General features: G+C 61.1%; 18 protein-coding genes. 7 read left to right on the top strand and 11 right to left on the bottom strand.

Going from position 1 to position 26,400, the window contains the following annotated elements; all coding sequences use genetic code 11:
* Window positions 1-7: 7 nt before the first annotated feature.
* The 6 genes from ugpC to IB248_RS23605 form a co-directional block, all read right to left on the bottom strand.
* Window positions 8-1,078 carry a sn-glycerol-3-phosphate ABC transporter ATP-binding protein UgpC gene (gene ugpC / locus IB248_RS23630; RefSeq protein ID WP_192241740.1) on the bottom strand — a complete coding sequence of 357 codons (1,071 nt, stop codon included), beginning with the start codon at window positions 1,076-1,078 and terminating at the stop codon, window positions 8-10.
* Window positions 1,075-2,004, bottom strand: a complete 930-nt coding sequence (locus IB248_RS23625) for a carbohydrate kinase family protein (RefSeq protein WP_192241739.1) — start codon at window positions 2,002-2,004, stop codon at window positions 1,075-1,077. The genes ugpC and IB248_RS23625 overlap by 4 nt, the downstream gene beginning before the upstream one ends.
* Window positions 2,004-3,026, bottom strand: coding sequence for an SIS domain-containing protein (locus tag IB248_RS23620; RefSeq protein ID WP_192241738.1), 1,023 nt, complete (start codon window positions 3,024-3,026; stop codon window positions 2,004-2,006). Before IB248_RS23620 ends, IB248_RS23625 begins: the two co-directional genes overlap by 1 nt.
* Entirely contained in the window at window positions 3,023-3,868 is an 846-nt protein-coding gene (locus tag IB248_RS23615; RefSeq protein ID WP_169680501.1) for a carbohydrate ABC transporter permease, read from the bottom strand. The genes IB248_RS23620 and IB248_RS23615 overlap by 4 nt, the downstream gene beginning before the upstream one ends.
* On the bottom strand, window positions 3,868-4,752 hold the full coding sequence (locus IB248_RS23610) for a sugar ABC transporter permease (RefSeq protein WP_192241737.1): 885 nt from the start codon (window positions 4,750-4,752) through the stop codon (window positions 3,868-3,870). Before IB248_RS23610 ends, IB248_RS23615 begins: the two co-directional genes overlap by 1 nt.
* A gap of 75 nt (window positions 4,753-4,827) precedes the next feature.
* Window positions 4,828-6,063 (bottom strand): extracellular solute-binding protein, encoded by a 1,236-nt coding sequence (locus IB248_RS23605; RefSeq protein ID WP_062369017.1) that lies wholly within the window; start codon window positions 6,061-6,063, stop codon window positions 4,828-4,830.
* Window positions 6,064-6,286: 223 nt separating this feature from the next.
* Between IB248_RS23605 and IB248_RS23600 the strand changes: the two genes are divergently transcribed.
* Entirely contained in the window at window positions 6,287-7,492 is a 1,206-nt protein-coding gene (locus IB248_RS23600; protein ID WP_192241736.1) for an ROK family transcriptional regulator, read from the top strand.
* Window positions 7,493-7,498: 6 nt separating this feature from the next.
* On the opposite strand, the gene IB248_RS23595 is transcribed toward IB248_RS23600, so the two are convergent.
* The 4 genes from IB248_RS23595 to IB248_RS23580 form a co-directional block, all read right to left on the bottom strand.
* Window positions 7,499-7,984 (bottom strand): cupin domain-containing protein, encoded by a 486-nt coding sequence (locus tag IB248_RS23595; RefSeq protein WP_018856033.1) that lies wholly within the window; start codon window positions 7,982-7,984, stop codon window positions 7,499-7,501.
* 52 nt (window positions 7,985-8,036) lie between these two features.
* Complete coding sequence (locus IB248_RS23590; RefSeq protein WP_192241735.1) at window positions 8,037-8,369, bottom strand: chaperone modulator CbpM; 333 nt, start codon at window positions 8,367-8,369, stop codon at window positions 8,037-8,039.
* A 2-nt stretch (window positions 8,370-8,371) separates the two neighbouring features.
* Entirely contained in the window at window positions 8,372-9,286 is a 915-nt protein-coding gene (locus IB248_RS23585; RefSeq protein ID WP_025660666.1) for a J domain-containing protein, read from the bottom strand.
* A 97-nt stretch (window positions 9,287-9,383) separates the two neighbouring features.
* Complete coding sequence (locus IB248_RS23580) at window positions 9,384-9,890, bottom strand: hypothetical protein (protein ID WP_062369021.1); 507 nt, start codon at window positions 9,888-9,890, stop codon at window positions 9,384-9,386.
* A gap of 224 nt (window positions 9,891-10,114) precedes the next feature.
* On the opposite strand from IB248_RS23580, the gene IB248_RS23575 reads away from it, so the two are divergent.
* The 5 genes from IB248_RS23575 (at window position 10,115) to IB248_RS23555 (ending at window position 16,092) form a co-directional block, all read left to right on the top strand.
* Window positions 10,115-11,200 carry a patatin-like phospholipase family protein gene (locus tag IB248_RS23575; RefSeq protein ID WP_192241734.1) on the top strand — a complete coding sequence of 362 codons (1,086 nt, stop codon included), beginning with the start codon at window positions 10,115-10,117 and terminating at the stop codon, window positions 11,198-11,200.
* Between the two features lie 23 nt (window positions 11,201-11,223).
* Complete coding sequence (locus IB248_RS23570) at window positions 11,224-12,678, top strand: GntP family permease (protein WP_192241733.1); 1,455 nt, start codon at window positions 11,224-11,226, stop codon at window positions 12,676-12,678.
* 197 nt (window positions 12,679-12,875) lie between these two features.
* Entirely contained in the window at window positions 12,876-13,643 is a 768-nt protein-coding gene (locus IB248_RS23565) for an SDR family oxidoreductase (protein ID WP_192241769.1), read from the top strand.
* Window positions 13,644-14,192: 549 nt separating this feature from the next.
* Window positions 14,193-15,110, top strand: coding sequence for an MBL fold metallo-hydrolase (locus IB248_RS23560; RefSeq protein WP_192241768.1), 918 nt, complete (start codon window positions 14,193-14,195; stop codon window positions 15,108-15,110).
* 307 nt (window positions 15,111-15,417) lie between these two features.
* On the top strand, window positions 15,418-16,092 hold the full coding sequence (locus IB248_RS23555) for a response regulator transcription factor (RefSeq protein WP_192241732.1): 675 nt from the start codon (window positions 15,418-15,420) through the stop codon (window positions 16,090-16,092).
* A 50-nt stretch (window positions 16,093-16,142) separates the two neighbouring features.
* Here the strand turns inward: IB248_RS23555 and IB248_RS23550 are convergent, their stop codons facing one another.
* Window positions 16,143-17,615 carry an ATP-binding protein gene (locus IB248_RS23550; RefSeq protein WP_210333052.1) on the bottom strand — a complete coding sequence of 491 codons (1,473 nt, stop codon included), beginning with the start codon at window positions 17,613-17,615 and terminating at the stop codon, window positions 16,143-16,145.
* Window positions 17,616-17,862: 247 nt separating this feature from the next.
* Here IB248_RS23550 and IB248_RS31380 point away from each other — a divergent pair, with 247 nt between their 5' ends.
* The gene (locus IB248_RS31380; protein ID WP_210333051.1) at window positions 17,863-26,259 is read left to right on the top strand and encodes a peroxidase family protein; all 8,397 of its coding nucleotides are present in this window, start codon (window positions 17,863-17,865) and stop codon (window positions 26,257-26,259) included.
* Window positions 26,260-26,400: the final 141 nt, after the last annotated feature.

Below are 26,400 nucleotides of genomic sequence, written 5' to 3'. Positions count from 1 at the left end.
CTCCAGGCTAGCTGCAGCGCAATCCGGTTTCCGCATTGAATAGGTGGATTGCTTGCGGATCGAAGGTAAGCGTCAGCATCTGACCATTCTCTAAAGTCGTGCGCGGCGGCAGGCAGGCCATGATCCGTTGCGTGCCCGCAAAAGCGGTGACGACAAGCTCCGGTCCGGTCAGTTCGGCAACCTCGCATTTCGCCGGTAGCGTGAGGCCGGACGATCCAAGTCGAAGTGCTTCCGGCCGTATTCCGACAATCAGCTTCTGGCCATCTCTGGGCTCGGCTTGAAGTCCGCCCGGAAGAGGTAGCACGATGTCGCTGCCCTCGATCTGAAGTTCGCTGCCGCGAACCGTAGCGTTCAAAAGGTTCATTGGCGGCGCCCCGACAAACGTGGCGACATAAAGAGTTGCCGGCCGATCGTAAATCTCCGACGGGCTGCCGAGCTGCTCGATCCGCCCGTCGCGCATAACCGCGATGCGGGTGGCGAGCGTCATGGCCTCGATCTGGTCGTGCGTCACGTAGACGACCGTGGTCTTGAGCATCTGATGCAGGCGCTTGAGTTCGGTGCGCATCTCCATGCGCAGTTTTGCGTCCAGGTTGGATAGCGGCTCGTCGAACAGGAAGACTTCCGGCTTGCGCACAAGGGCGCGGCCGATCGCAACGCGCTGGCGCTGGCCACCCGACAGTTGACTTGGCCTGCGGTCGAGCAGGCTTTCGATCTGCAGCAATTTCGCCGCATCGCGTACCGCCGTGTCGCGCTCGGCGCTCGGAACTTTGCGCATTTCCAAGCCGAAGCCGATATTGCGGTGGACAGTCAGGTTTGGATAGAGCGCGTAGGACTGGAAGACCATGGCGATGTCACGATCCTTCGGATGCACGCCGAGGACCGAGCGTCCGCCGATACGCACGTCGCCGCTTGTTGCTTCCGCCAGCCCCGCGATGATGTTGAGCAGGGTCGATTTTCCGCAGCCGGAAGAGCCGAGCAGAACGAGAAACTCGCCGCTCTCGAGCGCGATGTCGATGCCCTTCAGGGTTTCGACATTGCCGTATGTCTTGCGGATGTTGGCAATTTCAAGAGCACTCATCGAGCGGGCTCCTCAGATGTGGATGGTCCGCCGTAGTTGCGGGGAAGGGTCGAAATGGCCCGTGATGCGACCGCGGTTCCGGCCCGCAGGCAGTCAGCGAGAGGTTTTTCTTGCGCCAGCGCTGCCAGAAAACCGGCGTTGAAGACATCGCCGGCGCCGATCGTATCGACAACCGTGACGGAGGGAGCCGCAGCGGCGATGCACTGCCCGTCCGCACCAATTGCGAGCGCTCCGTCCGGTCCGCGCTTGACGACGACGATGGCACCCTCCGGCATGTGGGATCGGATTTCGGTCCCCGCTTCGACAGGGTCGTCGAGGCTGGTGAGGGTGGTGGACTCCACTTCGTTGAGCAGCGCAATCGCGCAGCGGGAAAGCCAGTTTCGCGTGGCCTCGCAATTCTCGTTCGTCCAGCCGTCGAGCGGCCAGCCAGTGTCAAGCGCAATCGCAATCTGGTGCTTGTCGGCCCAGTCGAAGAAAGCATCGTACTCGCGGGTCAGATCTTCCGTCAGGAATGAGCCGCAGAGCAACACGAAGCCCCCCGACAGCGTCGTGCCATCAAGGACGGCAAAGACATCGGAAAGGCTGAGGCGGGGCAGGTGACCGCGGGTGGTGAAGAACGTGCGCTCCCCATCGGGATGGGTGATGCCAACCGACAGTGTCGTCTGCTCAGGGCGCACCGGCCACTTCGCGGACCGCTTGCCGAAAGCCTCGGTCAACCAGCGACCGAACTGGTCGTTGCCAACATTGGCGGCGATCTCGAATTCGACGCCAAGACCTTCCCAGGCGAGGGCGCTGTTGCCCGCTGCCCCGCCGACGCGCAGTTCGTCGTGGTCGACGATGATCTCGGTGCCAGCCTTCGGCCAGGGAGCAGCAGGGCCGAGGATGAGGTCGATATTCACGTTTCCGACGACGGCAAGCGGGCGCATCATTCGCTCCGGGTGATCTTTGTCGAGCGCACAGGCGTGCCGGCGTTCTCGACACGCGCATCGGCGAAGGCGACCATGAAGCGCTGTGCCACGGGCAGCATTGCGAAGACCGCAGCCAGGCCCGAAGCTGGCTTGAAGCCGATGGTCACCGCGCCCGCAACCGGGGCTTCACCCGATGCATCGAAGATGATGACCGGAGCGCCGGTTTCGACGGCTGATACGGCAATGGCCGTGACCAGACCGGCGGTGCTGTCCTGTCCCCGGAAAAGAACGACACCGACGGCCGGGCCGAGCATCTCCATCGGTCCGTGCCGCAACTGCCCGCCTTCGAGCGAAAAGCAGGGAAGGCGGGAGAGTTCTGTCAGGCCAAGGGCCAGCGCTTCGGCAAGACCCTGCAGGCGCCTGCCCGAGGTAACGACCGTCGCCACGTTATCGAGAGCTGCAAGAGCGATGTCGATGCTTGGTGTTTCCGGGGCGGTGAGTGCGGCAAGGGCTGCCGCGGGATCCTCGCCAAGGGCTGCCAGCACCGCAAGATGCAGGGCAAAGGAGACTGTCAGGCTGCGCGTTGCAGCAAACGCCAATTCCGTGCCGCCCGCTCCGATGAGGGAAGGCGCCGTACGCGCCAGGAATGATCCTTGCTCCAGCGTCAGCCCGAATGTGTCACCACTGCCTCCTGTTTCAAAGAACCAGCGCACCACCTCGGCACTTTCGCCAGATTGCGAGGTGATGATCACTGTTCGGCCGTCGAGCGCGAGCGGTTGTCCAAGTTGCTCGGAAAGCGGTAGAGCGATCGCGTCGATACCGCAGGCACGGTAGAGCGGCTCGACGGCTCGGCCGACGGCATGAGATCCGCCCATGCCGAGAAGAAGCAGCCTGGCGTTTTTCTCCAGCGATTCTGCAATGGCCTGAGCGGTTTGCTTTGCATTGTCATAGGATGTGAGCGCATCCGCATGCTGACGCGCCATTTCTCGATCAATTGCAATCAGTCCGGCTGGTCGTGTGTTTTCCATGGTCATTGTCATCCCTTGACGCCGCCGCTTGTCAGCCCCGATATCAGGGCGCGTTGCATGACGAGACCAACCAGCACCGGTGGCAGAGCGGCGAGCACACCGGCAGTCGCGATCAGTCCGTAATCGGAGACACGGCCACCGGCCAGATCGGCGATGGCAACCGTGAGTGTCTTGGCGCGCTGATCGGAGGTGAAGAGCAGCGCATAGAAGAACTCGTCCCAGCCGAGCAGGAAAGCAAACAGCGCCGAGGTGGCGACAACAGGCATGGCCAGCGGCAGGGTAATGATCTTCCAGGTCTGGAACAGGCCGGCACCGTCAATCATTGCCGCGGCTTCGATCTCCTTCGGAATGGAATCGAAGCCGGATTTCATGAGCCATGTCGTGAAAGGGGCGAGGATCGTCAGATAGACGAGGGCGAGGCCGAAGACGTTGTTCAGCATGCCGAGATAGGCCAGGCCCATGTAGAGCGGCACGGCAAGCGCAACCGGTGGCAGCATGTAGGTGGCGATGACCATTGAAAGCGACCAACCGACGGAAGGTGTTCGCGACACGGCCCAACCGGCCGGAATCGCCAGCGCGATAGCGGCGATCGTCGCCATGCCGGCAACCTCGATGCTGTTTCTGAGCGACGATGTGAAGGCGGCGCCGGCGCTGTTCTCGATCGTCGACAGCAAGGCGGCGTAACGGGAGAAGTCAGCCGTTTGCGGCCACCAGCGGAGCGGCTTGGCGGCCAGATCGGCGGCCGGCGAGATGCTCATGATGAACAGCCAGATGATCGGTGCCAGGATCACGGCCGCAAGCAGCAAGGCGCAGACGTAGATGAAAGCTGTAAAGAATGGGCTCTTGCGTTCCATCAGGCGGCACTCCCTGCGGTCTTGCGCACCAGCGTGGCATAGGCGAGAGCCAGCACCGTTACCAACAATGTGACGATCAAGGCCAATGAGGCGCCGGAGCCGGCCCGCTGGAAGGAAAACGCTTCCTGATAGACGAGGATCGACAGCGTCCTCGTACTGTTGGCCGGGCCGCCGCGGGTCATGACCCAGATGATGTCGAACACCTTGAAGGCCTCGATGGTGCGCAGCACCAGGGCCACCATCAGCGGACCCGCGAGATAGGGCAGGATCACGAAGCGGAAGCGGGCGAAGGGACCGGCGCCGTCGACCAGTGAGGCGGCAGTGACGTCACGCGGCACCGCTTGTAAGGCAGCAAGCGCAATGAGCGCGACCAGCGGGAAGTTCTTCCAGCAATCGGCGACGATCAGGGCGGCAAGTGCAGTGCCCGGTTCGCCAAGCCAGGAGCGATAGGCGTCGATCAGCCCGACTTGCATCAGCGCGGCGTTGAGCGCGCCGTATTCCGGATTGTAGATCAATCGCCAGAGCGTGGCGTTGACGACGGTTGGCAGTGCCCAGGGAAGGATCATCAGGGCCCGCAGCACCGCGCGGCCCCGGAAATCCTGGTTGAGGAGAAGTGCTGCAAGCACGCCGATCACCATCTCGGCAGCAACCGAAATGACCGCGAACCAGGTGGTCGTGATCAGGGTCCGCTGAAAATTCGAACCGGAGATCATCTTCACGTAGTTGTCGATGCCGACGAAATTGCCTGATGTGCCGACAAGCTTGGCGTCTGTGAAAGACAGGCCGACGGTGTCGACCAATGGCCATCCGATGACGGAGATCATCACGACAAGCAGCGGCAACATCAATAGCCACGCGCGGGTTGTCATCCAGGTGCCGGACATGAGGCGCCCTCTCAATTCATCGGACTGGTAAAGTGGAAACCAGGCGGCACGGCGCCGCCTGGACGGTTACATCGCTTAGAGACCGCTGTTGTCGGCAGCCGACTTCAGGGCGTCCTCCGGCGAAGACTGGCCGAGCAGGGATTCCTGGATCGCCTGCTGCAGAGCCGTGGAAAGCTCCTGATACTTCGGCGTGGTCGGGCGCGGATACATCGCGGCAAGACCGACCTTGGCCGCAGCGATCAGTTCTTCCTGGCCCTTCGTCACGGCCGGATCCTGATAAGACGATGCCCAGATCGGCAGGCTGAGCTTGGCATACTGGTTCTGCGTCGGCTGCGAGGTCATGAAGGTGACGTACTTCCAGGCCTCATCCGGATGCTTGCTGGCCGTGGTGACACCAAGGCCCATCGAGCCGTTGACGGCCGACGCTTCGCTCTTGCCCGCGACACCCGGAGCCGGGACAACGCCGACCTTGCCCGCGACCTTGCTGTCCTTCGGGTCGTTCGCCATGTTGTACATGTAGGTCCAGTTCAGCGCAAAAGCAGCATCGCCGTTCTGGAAGACCTTTCGCACATCCTCTTCCAGGAATTCCTTGGAGTTCGGGTTGGTCAGGCCGGATTTGTAGCTGGAAACCATATAGTTCAGCGCGTCGAGACCGCCGCCACTCTGGAAGGCCGGCTTGCCGTCCTTCAGGAAATCGCCCTTGTAGGCACTGACGAGCGTCGTGTAATCGCAGATCGCGGCTTCGGCCTGCGACCAGCTCCAGGCGATCGGCGTTGCGAGAAGTCCCTTGTCCTTGATCGTCTTTGCCTGCTCGGCCAGTTCGTCCCAGGTCTTCGGCGGTGTCTTTATGCCGGCCTTCTCGAGGATTTCCTTGTTGTAGAACAAATACTTGGTGTCGAGGATCCACGGCATCCCGTAGTACTTGCCGTCATACTGAACGGTCGTCCATGCACCAGGAAGGACACCCTTCTTCATATCGTCGGTGATGCGCGCGGTGACGTCGACGAGGACATTGTTGGTCGCGTATTCTGCCGGCCAGATCACGTCGAAGAGGACGACGTCGTAACCGCCGGACCCCTGGGCGAGCACCGTCTTGTCGTGCAGGCCTTCGTAAGGCACGAATTCGAGATTGACCTTGACGTCGGGGTTTGCCTTGGAAAATGCATCCGTCATGGCACGGACGTCAGCCTCGCTATAGGCCGCTTGTGCCATAAACAGCGCATTGATCGTCGTTTCGGCAAAGGCGTGCGGCGCGAAAGATGCGCCGATCAATGCTGCGCCAAGCAGCGTCTTGTTCAGGGATTTCAACATTCCAGCCTCCAGTTTTTTGACATTCACCCGTATGTCCGAAGGCGGCTGTCGTCGCCATCGGTTGTTGAAAAGGCGCCGGTTAGCCGGCTGCCGGATTCGGAGCGTCGTCAGAGCCGCTTTCGGACTCTCTTGCGTTCCCTGGAACTCTTTGGTTCCTTATTAAGTCAATTGTCTTGACTTATTTCTTCTTCAATATTCTACTGCTGTCAAGAGGGAATTCGGAATGAACGAAGCGCGCCCGATACGGGCAAAAGCAGGCACCAATCATGAAGGCACAAGCGCCCATAACCGGCGGGTGATGATGGATGCCCTGAGAGTGAATGGAGCACTCTCGCGAGCAGACCTGGCGCGTGCCACCAAGCTCACCAAACAGACCGTGTCGAACATCATCGACGAACTCGAACAGGAAGGGCTGGTCACCGCGCAGGAAGCTGTTCGCAAGGGCAGGGGACAGCCGTCGACACCCTATCGCCTGGTGCCGGAAGGGGCTTTTGCGATCGGGCTGCAGATCGATCGTCACATAACCCGGGCCATAGCTGTCGACCTTGTCGGCAACATACGCACGCGGGCTGAGGCGAACCTGCCTCCCGACGGGCCGTCGCGCGGTGCAACCGTAATTCTCGAGCTTATCGAGAAGGTTCGCCGTGACCTTGCGGGCCTCGTTGCTCAATCGGAGCGGCGGCTCGTTGGCCTGGGCGCGGCAATGCCTGGTCCGTTCGGGATCGAGGCGACGGGTGACGATCCCTGGATGATGGCCGCCTGGCAAAAGTTTCCGCTATTGGAAACGCTGGCGGCAGGCACGGGTCTTGGCGTTCGTCTGCAAAACGATGCCGCCGCATGCGCCACGGCGGAGCGAATGGTTGGCGCCGCCCATGGGCTCGACCATGCCGTTTGCCTCTATCTAGGCTACGGTATCGGTGCAGGTCTGATCCTTGGCGGGGAACTTTACAGCGGTGCAAACGGCAATGCGGGCGAAATCGGCATGGCGCTGCTTTCGGCAAGCGGCAGCCCGACGCCACTCGAGCATCGTGCCTCGCTCGCCTCGCTCTACCAGCACCTGGCGATCGACCCGGCGGATCCCGGCGTCTATGCGATGGTGAACGAACTGGCGCTGAAGAATGATGCGAGAATACAGAGCTGGATCGAAGAAGCCGTGATGGATCTTCGCTGGAGCGTACATCTGATCGAATCGATCTTCGATCCGCAAACCGTGATTCTCTGCGGCGGTGCGCCTGAGGCCCTGGCGCGACGTCTGATCGAGGCGATGCACCCTCTGCCGCCATCGATCGCCGATCGCCGTGGCCGGGTCATTCCTCGCTTCCAGCTTGGAATGACTGATCCCTGGGCCGTCGCGCTTGGCGCAGCCGCCGACCCGATCAGCCGCGCTTTCGACCCGAGCTTTGCGGCCATTCTCAAGGGTTCGCTGTAAAAGCGCTCATGCGCGATGGATCGGGTCGATCCATAAAACATCTTCCGGCTGTTCGACCGGTTCGATATCGAGATTGACGACGACCGGTTCCTGGCCGGAGCGCACAAGAACACATTCGAGCGTCTCGTCGCGGCTGGCGTTGATCTCTTGATGGGGAACGTAAGGCGGCACGTAGATGAAATCACCGGGACCGGCCTCTGCCGTGAATTCGAGGTGGTCGCCCCAGCGCATGCGTGCCTTCCCTTTCACCACATAGATGATGCTTTCGAGATCCCCGTGGTGATGGGCGCCGGTCTTCGCATTCGCATGGATGGTCACGGTGCCGGCCCATATTTTCTCCGCCCCGGCACGCGCATGGTTGATCGCCGTCGCCCGGTTCATCCCTGGGGTCTGGGCGGTATTGGGGTCGAGTGAATTACCCGGAATGACCTTCACGCCATGTTCGCGCCAGTCGATCGGATGGTGGTCGTGATCATGCGGAACCTCGGTCATTGCATCTCCTTCCGGCAATCAGGTCGTTGCCATCGTGTTCCCTGGCTATTGGCTAAAGGCCGTGGATGCCGGAGAGCTCATCGAGCTTGCCGCGCAATCTGCGCTTTACCTCCTCGTCCTGCCCTTCCATGGCGGCGAGCATTTCGCGAAGCGTTCCGCGCAGTCCATGGATCTGATCGATGAGATCCATGATCAGATCGACGCCGGCATCGTTGACACCCATGTCACGCGTCAGGTCGAGGATGAGCTGCGCCCGCGCGACATCGGTGTCGCGAAAATCGCGAGCGCCGTCACGTGTCTGAGGCAGCAGCCATCCCTGCTCGACCCACACCTCTAACACCCCCACGTCGATCTTAAGAAAACGGCGGAATTCAAGATCATCCATGGCTATTCTCCCATGCCCTTTCTCGGATCCTGCTCGTCGCCAGCTGTCCAGCCGGTCATGAAATCGGTCAGCTGCTGATCCGGTCCGTTCGGCAGCACGATTTTCAGAGAGATGTAGATGTCTCCAGCACTGCCGTCTTTCTTCGGAACGCCCTTGCCCTTCAGGCGCAAAACCTTCCCGGTGTTCGAGTGCGGCGGCAATGTGAGGTTGACCGGGCCTGACGGCGTCGGCGCGCGCACCTTGCCGCCGAGCACGGCCTCGCGCAGCGTAATCGGCAGGTCGAAGCGAATGTCGTCGCCGTCACGAACATAGAAGCGATGCGGACGCACGCGAATTTCGACAAGCGCATCTCCCGGCCGGCCGCCGCCAATGCCGGCCTCGCCTTTGCCGCGCAGTCTGAGCGTCTGGCCGTCGCGCGTGCCAGGCGGTATCTGCAGGTCGAGCGCCGGCCCGTCCGGCAAACGGATCTGGGTCTTCGTGCCGTTGACGGCATCGAGGAAATCGACCTCCATCGAATACTGCCGGTTCTGGCCCTGTGCATGGAAATCGCCTCCGCGTGTTCGTCGCGAAAAGAAGCTCGAGAAAATATCGTCGCTGTCGCCGAAGTCGGCATAGCCCGCGCTGTTGTGATAAGGGTTGCCGGCGTTTCCTGCAGAGGCATAGTCGCGATAGTAGTGGCGCGGCGCCTGCTCGGCACCGGTCATGTCGATCTCGCCGCGGTCAAAGCGCCCGCGCTTTTCTTCATCGCTCAGCAACTCGTAGGCAGCGGAAATCTCCTTGAAGCGGTCCTCAGCCTTCTTGTCGCCGGGATTGAGATCGGGGTGAAGTTTCTTGGCGAGCTTTCGAAATGCGCTTTGAATGTCTTTCTGCGTGGCGTCCTTCTTCACGCCGAGAAGCTCGTATGGATCGCGGCTCATACATATCTCCGGTTCAGCCGGCGGACATCACCGGCATTTTGCCATCTATATAGGTTTGCGCGGCTGCTCCGACGAGAGGTTGTATCGGGCTCGGCACCTAATCGCGCTGCAGGTTGATCTCACTGGTTACCACCTGCTGGCCGGATGCCGGATCCTTGTCGACCGTTCGGATGCGGATCGCATTGGCGTCGACCCGCTGGATGGTCATGTTGGCGCTGCGGTCACCGTTTATCACCTTTGACCAGCGCACCGCGAGATTGATGGCGTCGCCGCGGCGGCTTCCCTGAAGACCGGATACGCCACCGGATGGACCGACGTAACGACCGGCATACTGTGTTCCGGTGACCGTGATATTGGCCGACACCGGTCGCGTGATAACGATCATCCCGCGGCAGGTCCCCTTCATCGAAAGCGCCTCGCCACTCGCCTGGGATGTGAAATTGCAACTCAGGTTGATCGGGGACGAGGAGGTCGTGCGCTTCATCATGCCTCCGCCCGTCCAATCGCCAGCAAGCGACTGGAGGAAAGGCGCCTCGTCGGCATAGGCGAAGCCTGTGACCAGCCAGAACAGCGCGGCCACAGCAGCATGTCGGCAGCACTTCATGACGTCCTCCCCTTGGAGATGATCAGGAATGCCTCAGAATGCTCGAAAGTTCCTCTCACTGCAGGAACTCCGCCAAAATGTCCCAACGCGGTGGGGAAACGCAAGCGAATTCCTCTTGGTCTGGAGGTTCGACCTCATCGAGCGAAATTCTTGTCGGTTGAGAACTGCTATTGCTGCACTGCAATAATCGCCATAAGGTAGAGACGCTGAACTCGGAGGTCCGAATGCCGCCAAGACCATACAGCAATGCCCGTGCCACGCGATCCGATCGCGATCCGATCGCAATTGATCTGGCGCTCCAGGGGGGTGGCGCGCACGGCGCTTTTACCTGGGGTGTGATCGAACAGCTCATCGATGAGCCCTGGCTGGAGATTTCAAGCATAACCGGCACCTCGGCCGGTGCAATGAACGCGGTGGTACTTGCGCATGGTTATGCGCTTGATGGTCGAGAGGGCGCGAAGGTGGCTCTCGAGGCATTTTGGGCCCGGGTCAGCGACGTGGCGCGGTTCAGCCCGTTTCAGCGAACGGCGCTTGACGTGATGACCGGTAACTGGTCGCTTGACCACTCGCCCGCCTATCTCTTCTTCGACCTTATGAGCCGTTTGTTTTCGCCCTATGAGATCAATCCGGCCAACATCAATCCGCTCCGCGACATCCTCGAGGAAAGCGTGGATTTCGAGGCCTTGAGGCGCTCTGAGATCAAGCTGTTTGTCAATGCCACGAACGTGCGAACCGGGCTGCCGAGGGTGTTTCGCAACGACGAACTGAGTGCCGACGCCGTACTGGCTTCGGCATGCCTGCCGATGCTGCACCAGGCGATCGAAATAGACGGTGATCCCTACTGGGACGGTGGGTTTTCGGGAAATCCGCTGCTTACGCCGGTCGTCCGGGAGAGTGCGGCACGCGACATTCTGCTTGTTCAGGTCAATCCCGTAGAGCGTGCGGGTGTTCCAAGGACTGCACGTGAAATTCTCAATCGCATCAACGAGATCTCCTTTAACTCCAGCCTGAAGAAGGAATTGCGAGCGATGGCCATACTCCAGCGGATGCTTTCGGAAAGCGGCGTTGCGCCGGATGAAATCGCCTGGGCGAAGGAATGGTCAAGCATACGTCTCCATCGAATTGCAACGCCACCGCGCATGGTGGAACTCAGCGCATCATCCAAGATGAACGGCGAGTGGGAGTTTCTTTCGATGCTGCGGCAGGAAGGGCGCGAGACCGCGCAAGAATTTCTCGCCAGCCATGGCACGGATATTGGAAAGCGGGCGAGCTTTGACATCGAAAGCCTGCTCGATACCGTCCTGCAATAGACGTCAGAGCGCAAAGCCCCGTCATGGATATTGTTGGCATCCTTATCGCACTTGGTTTTCTCGTCGCGCTCGCTTACCGCGGCTGGAGCATCCTTCTTCTCGCACCCCTTTGTGCCCTGCTTGCCGCACTGTTGGCTGGCCAGCCGTTGCTTGCCAGCTGGACGCAGACTTTCATGCGCAACGCGGCGGATTTCATTGCCCAGTTCTTCCCGATTTTTCTGCTTGGCGCTCTTTTCGGCAAGCTCATGGAAGCCAGTGGTTCTGTTGAGGCAATTGCCGTGAAGATGACCGAGAAGCTCGGGGCAGGACGAGCCATATTCGCCGTCGTGCTTGCTGGCGCCTTCGTGACATATGGCGGCGTCAGCCTGTTTGTCGCTTTCTTCGTCCTTGCTCCAATGGGGCATGCTCTCTTCAAGGCGGCCGACATTCCGCACCGGCTCATGCCGGCAGCAATCGCCCTTGGAACATCCACCTTCACCATGTCTGCCATGCCGGGCACGCCGGCGATCCAGAATGCGATCCCGATGCCATTTTTTGGCACCAATCCGTTTGCTGCCCCCGGGCTTGGCGTCATTGCCTCGGCGGTCATGCTTGGTTTCGGCATGTGGTGGCTGCAGATGGCGCGGCGAAAGGCGAAGCTGGCAGGGGAGACCTATCGCTATGCTGGCTTGACGGCCTCTGATGCCATTTCCCATGACGACAGGATGCGGGAGCGTGGCGCAGTCGCGCATGACTTCGATCCGGGTGAAATTGCGCGCGGCGGTCATGCGGCGATGCGACCAGGCTTTTTGATCGCAGCGCTGCCCCTGCTGGTTGTCGTTGCGACCAATCTGGTGATGACGTTCGCCGTTTTGCCGCGTATCGACGCGCATTATCTGGCGGAAACTGCGTGGGGCTCAACCACACTTTCAGCGGTTGCGGGAGTCTGGTCGGTGATTGTGGCATTGACGGCGGGCATTGTGGCGCTCCTCGTTACCAACTTTAACCGCCTTCCTGGTCTCCGTTCCATCATCGATGCCGGCGTCAACGCGGCTGTCCTGCCGATCATGAGCGTTGCCAGCCTTGTTGGCTTCGGCGCCGTCGTGGCTGCTCTCCCTGCATTCGAGACAGTGAAGGTCTGGGTCCTGGGCATCGAGGGAGGGCCACTGGTCTCCCTTGCGATTGCGACGAATATCCTTGCTGCATTGACCGGTTCGGCGTCAGGCGGGCTGACGATCGCGCTCGATGCACTGGGGCCGACCTACATGGAAATTGCCCACCAGACGGGTCTCGATCCCGAACTGATGCACCGGGTTGCGGTCATCGGCGCCGGCACGCTGGACAGCTTACCGCACAACGGCGCTGTCGTGACGCTCCTTTCTGTCTGTGGTGTCTCGCACAGGGATGGTTACCTTGATCTCGCCATGGCCGCCATCGCAAGCGCCCTTGTTGCGCTGGTCGTCGTCATCACGCTCGGAACTCTTGTCGGATCGTTCTGACCGGCTGCGACACCACATCCGGGAGTCCGTGGCTGCTTCCACGCGATCGCAACGATAGACGGGCGGACGCCGGTGCCTCTATCGACTCCCAGCGTCAAGGTGTACTCAGGACAACAGACTGTACCGGCTGGATTGAGCTCCGCGTCACCCGGTCGGGCGAGTGCGCATCTCGAATACGAGACACTGGAGAGTAGATGATGGGTTTTCCGCTTTTCGATCTCAGCGGCAGGCGAGCATTGGTAACCGGCTCGTCACAAGGCATTGGTTTTGCGTTGGCCAAGGGGCTTGCCGAGCATGGCGCATCCGTCGTGCTGAACGGGCGCGATGCCTCGAAGCTGGAGGCGGCCGCGAAGGCTCTGCGAGAAGCCGGTTACGATGTTGCCGTGAATGCCTTTGATGTGACCGATGCTGACGCAGTCAAACATGGCATCGACGAGATCGAGAGCGCCATTGGCCCAATCGATATTCTCATCAACAATGCGGGAATGCAGTTTCGGACGTCGCTGGAGGATTTTCCGGCCGATCGCTGGGAGCAACTGCTGAAAACCAACATCTCCAGCATCTTCTATGTCGGGCAGGCCGTTGCCCGGCACATGATCACGCGCGGCGCAGGAAAGATCATCAATATCGCCTCCGTCCAAAGCGAACTCGCTCGCCCCGGCATCGCCCCCTACACCGCCACCAAGGGCGCTGTGAAGAACCTGACCCGCGGTATGTGCGCCGACTGGGCCAAGTTCGGAATCCAGGTGAATGCCCTCGCGCCGGGCTATTTCAAGACGCCGCTCAATCAGGCTCTCGTGGATAACGAGGAGTTCTCCTCATGGCTTCAAAAGCGCACGCCTGCCGCCCGCTGGGGTGAGGTGGATGAACTGATCGGTGCGGCGGTCTTCCTGTCCGGGAAAGGATCATCCTTTGTCAACGGACACACTCTCTATGTCGACGGTGGCATCACGACTTGCCTCTAGTGATGCCCGTCGCCGTTGCGCCCGCTGAAATCAGGTTCAACGCCATGAGGCGTCTGCCCAATGGCAGCGAGTACGAGAAATACAGCATAGCGGCGGCCCTCGGATTTCAGAGCCTCAGTGGGTCGGACAAATTCACCGGGCAGGTCCACCGGCCTATTCTGCACGTCCGCAAATACGGTTCCGGGTCGTATGCCTTGCCGAGCGTTCGCGCGCGGCTTGTCCGGCCGCGGAATATCGAAATTCAATTGTAGCGTGCCGTCCTTCGACGTGCCAGGCCGTGGCTCGTGGCCGCTGGGTGGTGTGCATGGCACCCTTCGGCAGGCAAGGGCACCTACGCCTTCAGACCAGCATGTTCACCACCAAATCTTCGCAGCCGTCCTCCCCATGCACAGGCTGCCCTGTCCTCAGGTGTAGCTCGACCGCCAATACGCTTCGACCTAGCGTCCGCTACGGGCTCGGGACCGACATGTCTCGAACACGCAAAAATAGGAGCACACCATGTCACAGGCAGAAGCAGCGAGCCGTAGGATTGGGCAGGAGGAGGCGAACATGACCCAGAACAACCCCTCACAACCCGCCAGAGCACGGTCCGAAGAGTTGGTCCCGTCGCGCTACGCGGTGCGGGTCGGCGAGATTGACGTGCTGGTTATCAGCGATGGGGTACTGCCGCTTCCAACCGCGATGTTGGGACATAACGCCGACCCTGCCGTCCGAGCTGGCTGGCTCGACGATATGTTCCTGCCACAGGACGCTTTCGACTGGTCGCTGAATGCGGTTCTTGTGCGCAGTGGCGGGCAGACCATACTCATCGACGCTGGACTGGGATTGGACCCGGACTTGAACTTGCCGCGGGCAGGGCAGTTGACCAAGCGACTGGAGGCCGCCGGCATCGATCTTGGATCCGTCACCGACATCGTGTTGACCCACATGCACATGGACCATGTTGGCGGGCTGCTCGTCGACGGGGTGAAGGAACGGCTGCGGCCGGACCTGCGGATCCACGTGGCGGCCGCCGAGGTCAAGTTCTGGGAGGCGCCCGATTTCTCCCGCGTCTCGATGCCGCCGGGGTTCCCGGACGCGCTTCGGGCGGCGGCCAAGCGGTTCACCGAAGAATACCGCAGCCATCTGCGGCTGTTCGATGAGGAGCAAGCGGTGGCGCCTGGCGTGGTCGCCACACGTACCGGCGGCCACACCCCCGGGCATTGCGTGGTTCGCGTGGCGTCCGGCGGTGATCGGCTGATGTTTGCCGGCGACGCCGTGTTTGCGGTCGGGTTCGAACACCCCGACTGGTATAACGGTTTCGAACACGATCCAGAAGAAGCGGCTCGCGTCCGGGTCCGACTTTTGCGGGAGTTGGCCGAGACCGGCGCACAGCTCGTTGCCACGCACTTGCCGTTCCCGTCCGTCGGCCACGTGGCGGTTGATGGCGATGCTTTCCGCTGGGTCCCGGCCTTCTGGGACTACTGACCGCTTGGGTCGACCATTCCGCGTAAGCGCCTCGTCGACCAAGCGCCCATGCGTATACGGTCGAACCTGCACTGGAATAAACCGACTAGGCTCTTGATGGGCCTAGTCGCTGCAGCAGTCTACGGCAGCAAGAATGTCCCAAATGAAGTGCGCCGGCCGCTCGCCGGCACCGCACCGCGCCTCTCGCCTTACGAGGGATACATCTGCCGCGGCTTCAAGGGGGCTACTCCGTTTTCACTACATGGACAGTTTTGGCAAAATGGCTCCATAATGAACGCGAGGGAACGAATGGCCTGGGGACGTCCGTATGGAATCGGTTTCTATCGCGTTGGTCGATGATCATCCATTAATGCTGGCAGGTTTGGTGGATCTATTTAAACTGAACGAGGATTTCACGGTCGCGGCGACGGGAAGCAAGGCCAGCGACGTTCTCAAGATCAACGCGGAAATCCGCCCGGACGTATTCGTGGTGGACGTGATGATGCCTGGAAACATATTCGAGGTCATCGCGAAGATCGTCGCGACTTCGCCAAAGACAAAGTTCCTCGCCTTCACCGCCCTGACGAGAAGCGACATCGCCGTTCGCGCACTCAATGCCGGCGCGACCGGGTATGTTCTTAAGGGCAGTGATGCCGGCGAGCTTATTCAGGGCGTAAGGGCTGTGCATAACGGCGAGACCTTCATTACGCCGGCGTTTGCCTGCAAGGTCATCGAAGAGCTTAAGATTTCTTCGCTGCGCAAGATGGCGTCCGGAACCGTCAAGCTCAGCATTCGCGAGGGACAAATTGTCGGCATGCTCATGCGCGGAGCCACAAACAAGCAGATCGCGGCCGATTTGCGTATCGGCGAAAAGACCGTAAAGAACTACATGACCATCCTGATGCAGAAGCTTCATGCGCGAAACCGCCTCGAGGTGCTCATTGCGGCGCAGAAGCTTGAGGTCGACGATCATCAAGACAGGGAGCCAGTGCTGCGCCATTGATGAATGTCTTCTCCTCTAACTCGTAGCTATTTTCGCCGCTCTTGCCAGGTCTAGGCGCTGTTGATTTCGAGTGGCACGCGGGTCACGAGTTGCATTCCCCCTTTGCCTCGCCGCCTGATTTGTACCGAACCGGCAAAAGCTTCAACCCGGTTGCGAATTCCTTGCAGGCCCAGCGGCCTACGCCGCGCTTCTGTCGTCGAAGTTGGTGAGAAACCCGGTCCACCGTCGCTGATTACGATTGTGATGGATTCTTCGTTCGCAATGGCGATAACACGTTGATCGCGGCCGGCTGCGTGATGAAAAGCATTGTTGAGCCCTTCCTGAACCACGCGGTAAAGACAGATTTTCAGCGGGTGAGCGGTGCTCTTCTGAAGTCCCCTGTAGCGGGCCTTTACGATCGACCCGGTCGCATGCTCGTGCCGCTCGACGGCAACGCGAAGTGCGGCCTCCAAGGACATGTTTTCGAGCTCCGGAAGTACCAGACCCGTCGAGAGCTCCCGCAACTCCGTCAACACCTGGCCCGCCAGGCGAAGTGGCGAGATGTCGGCTCGCGTCACGTTCGAGGGGCCGACGGCATCGGCCGGGTCGCCAGGCGTCTTCGGGGCCGGCGTCCCCAGCCTGAGGATCAGTAGGCCGAGCAACTGTATCGGCCCGTCGTGCAGATCTGAACCGATACGGTTCAAGAGAGCCTCGTTTGACTTGCTGGCATCCATGCGCGCCTGATCGGCGGATTTGCGCAGCTGCCTGTTCTGCTCCGCCAATGCTTGCGCGCTGGCGAGTTGGGCCTTGAGCGTCACGCTCTGGCGCCGGATCAGCCTGCTGGCACGCCGAACGATCAGGAAGAGCAGGCCCATGATGGCGACCGTGGTTGCTCCAACGATGGCCCACGTCCTACGTTGAACCCGGTCGCGTTGCGCAATAAACTCGCCAGCCTCCTCGTAAAGTTCTCCGACCGCCACGACCTCGTGGACGTTGGAACGATAGATCGGCCCATAGATTTCGATCAGTGGGCGCTGTTCCGGCTGTCCACCGTCCTCGTCGTCATCGTGTTCAGTTTCCAGTTGTGCCACCACCTGGCCAGCAAACGCCTGCTCGATATCCTTTGACGGAAGGCGTTTGCCCATAAGCGATTTATCGGTGCTGTAGAGAACTGTTCCGTCGCGCTCCCAGATTCGGAACCCCTCTACGCGCGTCGCCAGGTCCGTGCCGATCAGCAGCCTGTCCAGTTGCTGCTGACGCTCGGCCGAAACACGTGGGCCGTCCGGGCCTTCCTCGATATGGCCGGCAAGGAAGCCCTCCATGTAGAGGGCACCGGATTCCGCTCTGCTCCGAAGCTGGTTCGCGGCAATCTGCGAACTCAGCCACTCGCCGAGGATCGCCATCGAGCCGCCGATGATTAAGGTAGCGACGAGCAAGAATTGGGTCGTCAGATCAAGACTGTGCCAGAAGCGGATTGCCCAGGAGCCGCGGCCGATGGCGGTTTCATCGCCGGGGACATAAGTCACGCTCTCCTTTGGGTACAAAGTCCCTCCTTTCAGGCGACGAAGGTCCGCACAATTCTCTGGACCTTTGGAACTATTCCGTCCGGTGCCCTTCGCGACATTATCCCATGATCGAAGATTATGTCGGCTTTTATTGCGTTTGTATCTGTTTCGCGAACGCAGTCGACAAGAAAAGACATTCGTGCGCCAAGCAACGCACGAGAATAGTTCAAGTTTCATCAAGTTTACCATGCGGTGAAGAAATTCAGCTGGTGCTAGGGAGAGCAAAATGGTCAGCTATATTCGTTCCGATCTCGAGTTCATTCTCGCGCAAATCAAGATCGCCGAAGCGCATGCCGCCGGGCAACCGCTATACGGTCCGGGCGGGCTGATCCCTACCTACAATCTGGCCTGGGGCCTCAGAACCGTCGACGGTAGCTACAACAATCTGCTCAATCCCAATTGGGGCTCATCGGACGAGCCGTTCCGGGAGGGGCTCGGAACCGACTTCCGAACGCTGTTTGTCGATGCCGACCCGGGACCTGGCGTCAAGATGACCCAGGTTACCTATACGCCAGGCGTCGATGTCGACGGCCCGACGATGACGCTTCCCGACGGTACGGTCATCGGCAATCGCGCAGGCCCCGGCGACGTGATCGATCCTGAAGTCCGCATCATCTCCAATCTCATTGTCGACCAGACACTTGGCAATCCTTCGGCGATCCTGACCGCCCTGCAGCGCGCCGGCGTCGATGATCCCGGCCTTGTCATTACCGGGACAATTTCCGATGCCTACGCACCGTTGCAGCCGCTGTTCGAAGCTCTGGGCGATGCCCAACGCGCCTATGCGAACGCTTCCGCCGCCGCGGCGGCAAGTCCGAACAACGCCGCCCTGCAGACGGCCGCAGCCAATGCCGCCGCTGCGGTCGAATTAGCGAGAACGACGCTCACAACCGATCCCGGATACACCACGCTGACAACCTTGCTCGACGATAACGGCATCGAGCTCGACGGCACCAACCTTCGCATCACCAACAGCGCGCCGGACGAAGGCCTCTCGGCGCCCTTCAATTCCTGGTTCACGCTGTTCGGCCAGTTCTTCGACCACGGCCTCGACCTCGTCGGCAAGGGCGGAAGCGGCACCGTGATGATCCCCCTGATGCCGGACGATCCGCTCTATGTGCCCGGCAGCAGCACCAATTTCATGGTCTTGACCCGCGCGACCGTTGGTCCTGGTGCAGATGGCATCCTCGTCGACAACCCCAACACGGCTGTCGATGAAAGCGCCGACAATGTCCGGCCGATCAACACCACGACGGCCTTTGTCGATCAGAACCAGACCTATACTTCGCACCCCTCGCATCAGGTGTTCCTGCGCGAATACGTGATGGCCAACGGGCGCCCGGTTGCGACCGGCGAACTGATCCAGGGCCAGCAAGGCGGCATGGCCACCTGGGCGGACCTGAAGGCTCAGGCTGCCGATTTGCTTGGCATCCAGCTGCTCGACAGTGACGTGGGCAATGTTCCGCTGCTGCTGACCGACCCCTATGGCGAATTCATCCGCGGAGCGAATGGTTTCGTGCAGATCATGACGACGACCGGTCTGGTGGAAGCTGATCCCGCGGCCAACGGCGGTCTTGGTACGTTGCTGCCTGCGAACACCTTGCGCACAGGCCACGCATTTCTCGCCGATATTGCCCATTCGGCGGTGCCTGGCGGCCTTGCAGACGGCGATATCGAAATCGGTCTCGATAATCCCGGCAACCTACCGGGTGTCTACGACGACGAACTGCTTAATGCGCATTATGTGGCGGGCGATGGCCGCGCCAACGAGAATATCGGCCTGACCGCGGTCCACCATGTCTTCCATGCCGAGCATAACCGACTCGTAGAGCACACCAAGGCTGTCACCATCGCCGATGCGGCTGCCATGCTTGCAGGCGGAGCGACCCAGGCGGAGGCTGTCGCCTTCCTCAACGAATGGCTGATCGATGACGTCACTGCCGTTCCCGTCGGTCAAGCGGCAGTAAATGCGCTGGTTTGGGATGGCGAGCGCCTGTTCCAGGCTGCAAAGTTCGGCACCGAGATGCAGTACCAGCATCTCGTCTTTGAAGAGTTCGCCCGCAAGATCCAGCCAAACATCAACGTGTTCCTTGTTCCCGACGGGTTTGACGTCACCATCGACCCCTCGATCGTCGCAGAGTTTGCGCATGTGGTGTATCGCTTCGGTCATTCGATGCTGACGGAAACGATCGACCGTTTCGACCCATCCTTCACGCCGGACCAGATCGGCCTGATCGAAGGCTTCCTCAATCCCGTCCAGTTCACGAACAACGGTGGCAACAACCCCATCGACGCCGAGGTCGCGGCCGGAGCCATCATTCGCGGCATGACGCGCCAGGCGGGCAACGAAATCGACGAGTTCGTCACCAGCGCGCTGCGCAACAACCTCCTCGGCTTGCCGCTCGACCTTGCGACCATCAACCTGGCGCGCGGTCGTGATACGGGCGTTCCCACCCTCAACGAGGCGCGCGCTCAATTCTATGAAGCAACCGACGAGAACTCGCTGCTGAAGCCCTATGAAAGCTGGGTGGATTTCGCCGGCAACCTCAAGCACGAAGCCTCGATCATCAATTTCATCGCGGCCTACGGCACGCACTCGACGCTGACGAACGCCACGACGCTCGAGGAGAAGCGTGCCGCCGCAATGGCCCTGGTCGGCCTCGGCGGAGGCACACTGGACGAAGCCGACCGGCTGGCGTTCCTGAACGGCACGGGGATCTATGCCGGCGATCTCGGCGGCCTGAACAAGGTCGATCTCTGGATTGGTGGTCTGGCCGAAAAGATCATGCCCTTCGGCGGCATGCTGGGCTCCACCTTCAACTTCGTCTTCGAAACGCAGATGGAAAGTCTGCAGAACGGCGACCGCTTCTACTATCTGCAGCGCCTCGATGGCTTGCACCTGTTCAGCGAGATGGAAGGCAATTCCTTCGCCGGAATGATCATGCGCAACACCAACGCTACGCACCTGCCATCCGACGTCTTCTCGACGCCCGGCCTCATTCTTGAGGTCGATCGCACCAAGCAATTCAATCCCGGGCTTGGCGAAACTGCCGGCGCCGACGGCATCATGGACGACGATCCGACCACGGCCGTCAACGAAGCCGCCGACAATTTCGGCAACGATCCGACCGGCGGCAGCATCCTGACGCCGCTGGTGATCCGCGACAATCCGCAGACACCGACCCTCGACACCAACTACCTGCGCTACACCGGCGGTGAGCATGTGCTACTCGGTGGCACCGATGCGGCTGACGTGCTGATCGCCAGCATCGGCGACGACACCCTCTTCGGTGACGGCGGCAACGACCGGCTCGAGGGCGGCTTCGGCAACGACATCATCAACGGCGGCGCCGGTGACGATATCATCCGTGACGCGGGCGGCGACGACAACATCAAGGCCAACGAAGGCAACGACGTCGTCCACGCCGGCCCCGGCCTCGATCTCGTGCTTGGCGGCGACGGGCAGGACTTCATCGTGCTCGGCACTGACATGGGTTCGGAAGTCTTCGGCGGCACCGGCAACGACTTCATTCTCGGCAACAAGAACGCCGAACGCATCCTCGGCAACGAGGGAGACGACTGGCTCGAAACCGGCACATTCGACGGTGCCCCAGGCGACAACTTCGATGAAATCTTCGCCCGCGACGGTATCCGCGGCAACGACGTGTTCCTCGGCGACGGCGGCTTCGACGAGTTTATCGGTGAAGGCGGCGACGACATCTTCGTCGGCAGCCCCGGCCGCGGCAAGATGGCCGGCATGTCCGGCTTCGACTGGGCGACCTACCAGGAAAACAGCGCCTTCGTGAACGCAGATCTTTCGGTCCCTATCGTCTTCGACGAGGCGCCGACGCTGCCGCAGAACACTGCGCTCGACGAGTTCGAGTCGGTCAACGGCCTGTCCGGCACGCGGTTCAACGACATTCTCGCCGGGTCCAACGAGGATGCGGCAAGTCTCCTGCCGCTTGCTCAGGGCGGCGGGACGGGCTTCTTGGGCAGTGCGCTCGATGCGCAGGGGATTGCCCTGATCAACGGCCTGCAGGACGTGGTGGGTGCTGGCGTGACTTCCTTTGCGGCCGGCGACATCATCCTCGGCGGTGACGGCAGCGACACGATCAAGGGCAATGCCGGCGACGACATCATCGACGGCGACAAGTGGCTCAATGTGCGCATCAGCATCCGGCAGAATGTCGGTCCGAACGGCGGCACCGGCCCGGAAATCGCCAGCGCCTCGCGCATGACGGCGAACGTGACGCTGAACGGCGTGACGAAGCCGCTGACGGCCTGGATGCTCGAAGGGGCGATCAACCCCGGACAGCTGACCATCGTCCGCGAGATCCTGACAGACACGACATCGGGCGACATCGACACTGCGGTCTATTCCGAAGTGATGGCGAACTACTCGTTTGCGACCGGCGCCGACGGCACGTTGCGCGTCTCCCATACCGGCGGCGCCAACCCGATCGAGGGCACCGACTCGCTGCGCAACATCGAACGCCTGCAATTTTCCGACGCCACGGTTGGCGTGGTCGTCGGTACCCCGTTCAGCGACAACGGCGTGGCTCCGCAGGGGCCGCCGTCGGACAACCGCCCGGTCATCAACGGCACGGCGGGGAATGAACTGATCCTCGGCCTTGCTGGCGCCGACGTGCTCAACGGATTTGCCGGGAACGATATTCTCGTCGGCGGTCCGGGTGCCAGCGTTGCACTTTCCAGCTATGCGGACAACTTCAACAGCAGCAGCTTCGGCAACACCGATGGTTCGGCCAATTGGGGACCGGATTGGATTGAAACCGCTGACAACAACAGCACGACCACAGGCCAGATCCAGATCGATGGCAATGCTGCGAACAATGCCTCCAATAATGTGCTGGCATTCCTTGCCGGCGATGGCGCGCAGATCCAGCGCACGCTTGACCTCAGCAATGCGACCGCCCCAACGCTGAACTACAGCCTGACCAGGAATGGCCTGGACGGCGGTGCCGACAACGACAACGTCACCGTGTTCTTCTCGAGAGATGGGAGCAACTTCGTGCAGGTCGACATCATCAGTTCGACCAGCACCATTACCCCTCGCGCGATCGACCTAACTCAGTTCGGCACTGGGCCCTTCACAGCCAACGCCGCAATCCGCTTCGTGGCGTCCAGCCTCGAAGCCGGCGAGTCCGTGACGATCGACAGCCTGTCGGTCAACTTCACCGTTCCGGCCGTCAACGGCGGGGTCGACACCCTCAACGGCGGTCTGGGAAACGACATCTATTCCTTCTCCCTCGGCGACGGAAACGACGTGATCAACGAAGCCGTGAACGCCACGAGCGGCGGCACGGCTGACCTGATCTCGATCCTTGCGCCGACCACCGGCATCGATCCGCTCACGGACGAGCCCGTCGTGACGCTGACCGGGCTCAATGCCTTCGACGACAACACGAACTCGGCCACCGGAAACCTGGTCATCAACTACACCATGCCGAGCGGCGCGACCAACGTGACGCAAACGATCACGGTCAACGGTCAATACACCGGCAATAACGCACAGACCGGCGTCGAGCGTATCAACTTCAACAATGCCACCTACGAAGGCTACCTGCTGGGAGCCGCCGATTACCTGATCAACCGCGCCGATGGCGGCGGCAACCGGACCATCGATCTTACCGCATCGACGGCGAACAACTTCATCGCCGGTGAGAACGGCACCAACGACGATATTACCGGTGGCCTCGGCAACGATCTGATCTTCGGCGGGACAGGCGACAACGTTCTCGACGGTGGCGACGGCGACGACCTCATCGTCGGCGGTTCGGGTGCCGGCGACAATGACGTCATCGATGGCGGTCTCGGAATCGATACCATGATCGGCCTTGCGGGCAACGACACCTATATCGTCGATGACCTGGAGGACGTCGTCGTCGAAGCAGCCGGCGCCGGCACCGATACCGTCGAGACCCTGATGGCTGCGCTTTCGATCGAGGCCATGGCGAATGTCGAAAACCTCACCTACACCGGCCTCGATGCCGACCAGTTCGTCGGCACAGGCAATGCGGGCAACAATATCATCAGCGGCGGCGACCTTGCCGATACGCTGAGCGGTCTGGCAGGTAACGACACGCTGAACGGCGGCATTGGTACCGACACGCTGATTGGTGGCGCCGGCACCGATACCCTGAACGGCGGCACGGAAGCCGACACCATGCAGGGTGGTGCCGATAATGACGCCTATATCGTCGACGATGCTGGCGACGTGGTAACGGAACTTGCGGGCGGTGGCACGGCCGACGTCGTCAATGCGTCGATCACCTATACGCTCGGTGCGGAAGTTGAAAATCTGACGCTGACCGGCGCAGCCGCGATCAACGGCAGCGGCAACGGTCTCGCCAATGTTATCACCGGCAATGGCTCGAACAACCAGCTGTTCGGCGGTGGCGGCGGCGATACGATCGATGGCGGCAACGGCAACGATCTGATTGACGGCGGTCAGGGCGACGATACCTTGAGCGGCGGCATCGGCAACGACGTCGACAACATCATCGGCGGCAACGGCAACGACACGATCAACCTGCTGGCCAACGACGGCGGCAACGACGTCCTGATCTACAATGCCCTCGGGTTCGGCGCTGACATCGTCAACAATTTCGATGCCACCGGCGGAACCGCTGCGACACAGGACCTCATCGATCTCAGTACCTTCGGTATCACCGCAGCGAACTTCGCAACGCGCGTCGGGATCGCCGCCGTCGACGGCCCCAACAATACGCTCCTCACTGTACGCGATGCGGGCGGGGCCACCATTGGCACCATACGCATCAACGGCATCGCTCCAGCCAATATCACGACGTCGGACTTCATACTGGCCACCGCCACCAACACGATCAACGGGACAGCCGCGGGCACGACGATCCCCGGCACGGCCGGCGCCGATACGATCAACGCCCTTGCCGGCAATGACACGGTCAATGCCGGGACGGGCAACGACATCATCAACGGTGGCACAGGCAACGATACGCTGAACGGCCAGGACGGCGACGATACGTTCAACTGGAACGCCAATCCGCCACCACCCCCAGCCGGGAACGTGACCGACGGCAGGGACGTGATCGACGGCGGTAACGAGGGAGCGCTAGGCGATACCTTCGTCATCAGCGGCAATACGACGGCCGAAATCTACCGGATCTACACCCGGGCGGCCTTCGACGCGGTCGCGGGCAACACTCTCAACGGCATCAATGCCGCCACCGAGATCATCATTACCCGCAACGGCACCAACGCGGCTTCAATCATCGCAGAACTGCGCGACATCGAGGAAATCCGCATCAACAACGTCGAACCCGTCGTCAACGGTGCTGCGGGAAACGACACCTTCCAGATTATCGGCGATTTCTCCGGAACCAGCCTGCGTCTCAACACCATTACGATCGACGGTGACGAGGGAGACGACACAATCGATATCTCGGCGCTGACCTCCGCACATCGGATCGTCTTCAGGTCGAACGGCGGCAACGACACGATCGTCGGGACGCTGCGGCCGCAGGACGTGATCGAACTGCCCGATGGAAAGACGGCGGCCGACTATACGACGACGACGGAAAATGGCGTGACGACCATGACCTGCGGCGATCACAGTATCACATTCACCGCATCCGGCGGCATGCCGCAAGTCGGCGGCGAAGACGACACACCGGCCGGTGACGATAATGAACAAGGCGGCGACGATACGCCGGCGCCGGCCACCGAAGCAACGACCGGACCGGCCATGGTCGGCACAGCCAATGCCGACGTGCTCCTTGGCACTGCAAATGGCGAGACGATCATCGCCCTTGGCGGCAACGATACGGCCATCGGCGGCGGTGGCGCCGACATCATGCGCGGCGAGGATGGTGACGACTTCATGAGTGCTGAAGGCGGCAACGACATCGTCTTCGGCGGCATGGGCAATGATGACCTCCTCGGAGGGGCCGGCAACGACATGCTCTACGGCGATGCAGGGTCCGATCGGATCTTCGGCGATGCCGGAAATGACCTGATCCACACCGGTGCCGGCAACGACACTGCGTACGGCGGGGAGGGCGACGATCTCTTCGTCGCCGAGGCCGGTGACGGCGACGACACATACTACGGCGATGCCGGAAGCGATACGCTCGACATGGCAGCGATCACCGCCAACCTGACGGTCGATCTCGGCAATGGCTTCATGGGCAGGGGAAGCGCATCGAGCAGTCAGTCCGGCAGCGACATGGTTTGGAACGTCGAAAACGTCGTCACCGGCTCAGGAGCCGATACGATCACCGCCAGCCGCGCGGCAAACGTTATCGACGGCGGCGCCGGCAGTGACACCTTCCGCTTCCTTTCCGAAGCGGACGCCGACGGTGATACGATCGCCAGCTTCCAGCCCGGGGACAAAATCGACTTCAGCGGCATCGATGCCAATGGCGGCGCCAGTGGCAACCAGTCCTTCACGCTGGTCGCGGCATCGACGCTGAGCAGTGCGGCTCAACTGATCGTCACGCATGAAACGCGTGAAGACGGTGACTATACGGTCGTGCAGGCGAATGTCGACGACGACAATGCTGCCGAGCTGCGCCTCAGCATCAAGGGAACGCATAATCTCACAAGCACGGATTTCAATCTGTAGTCCGCAAGGTGTGGCGGGCCGACTTGCCGGCCCGCCACACCATCTCCCCTGAGGCACGAGTGGCTGGATCGTGCGTCGCGCCAATCGCAATCGGTTCGATATTGATCGTCCAATGCGCACGCAGTTCCGAGCCCGCACCTG

The organism is Rhizobium sp. RHZ01, from assembly GCF_014851595.1.
Taxonomy (GTDB): domain Bacteria; phylum Pseudomonadota; class Alphaproteobacteria; order Rhizobiales; family Rhizobiaceae; genus Rhizobium; species Rhizobium altiplani.
This window is presented reverse-complemented; position numbering and strand designations above follow the sequence as displayed.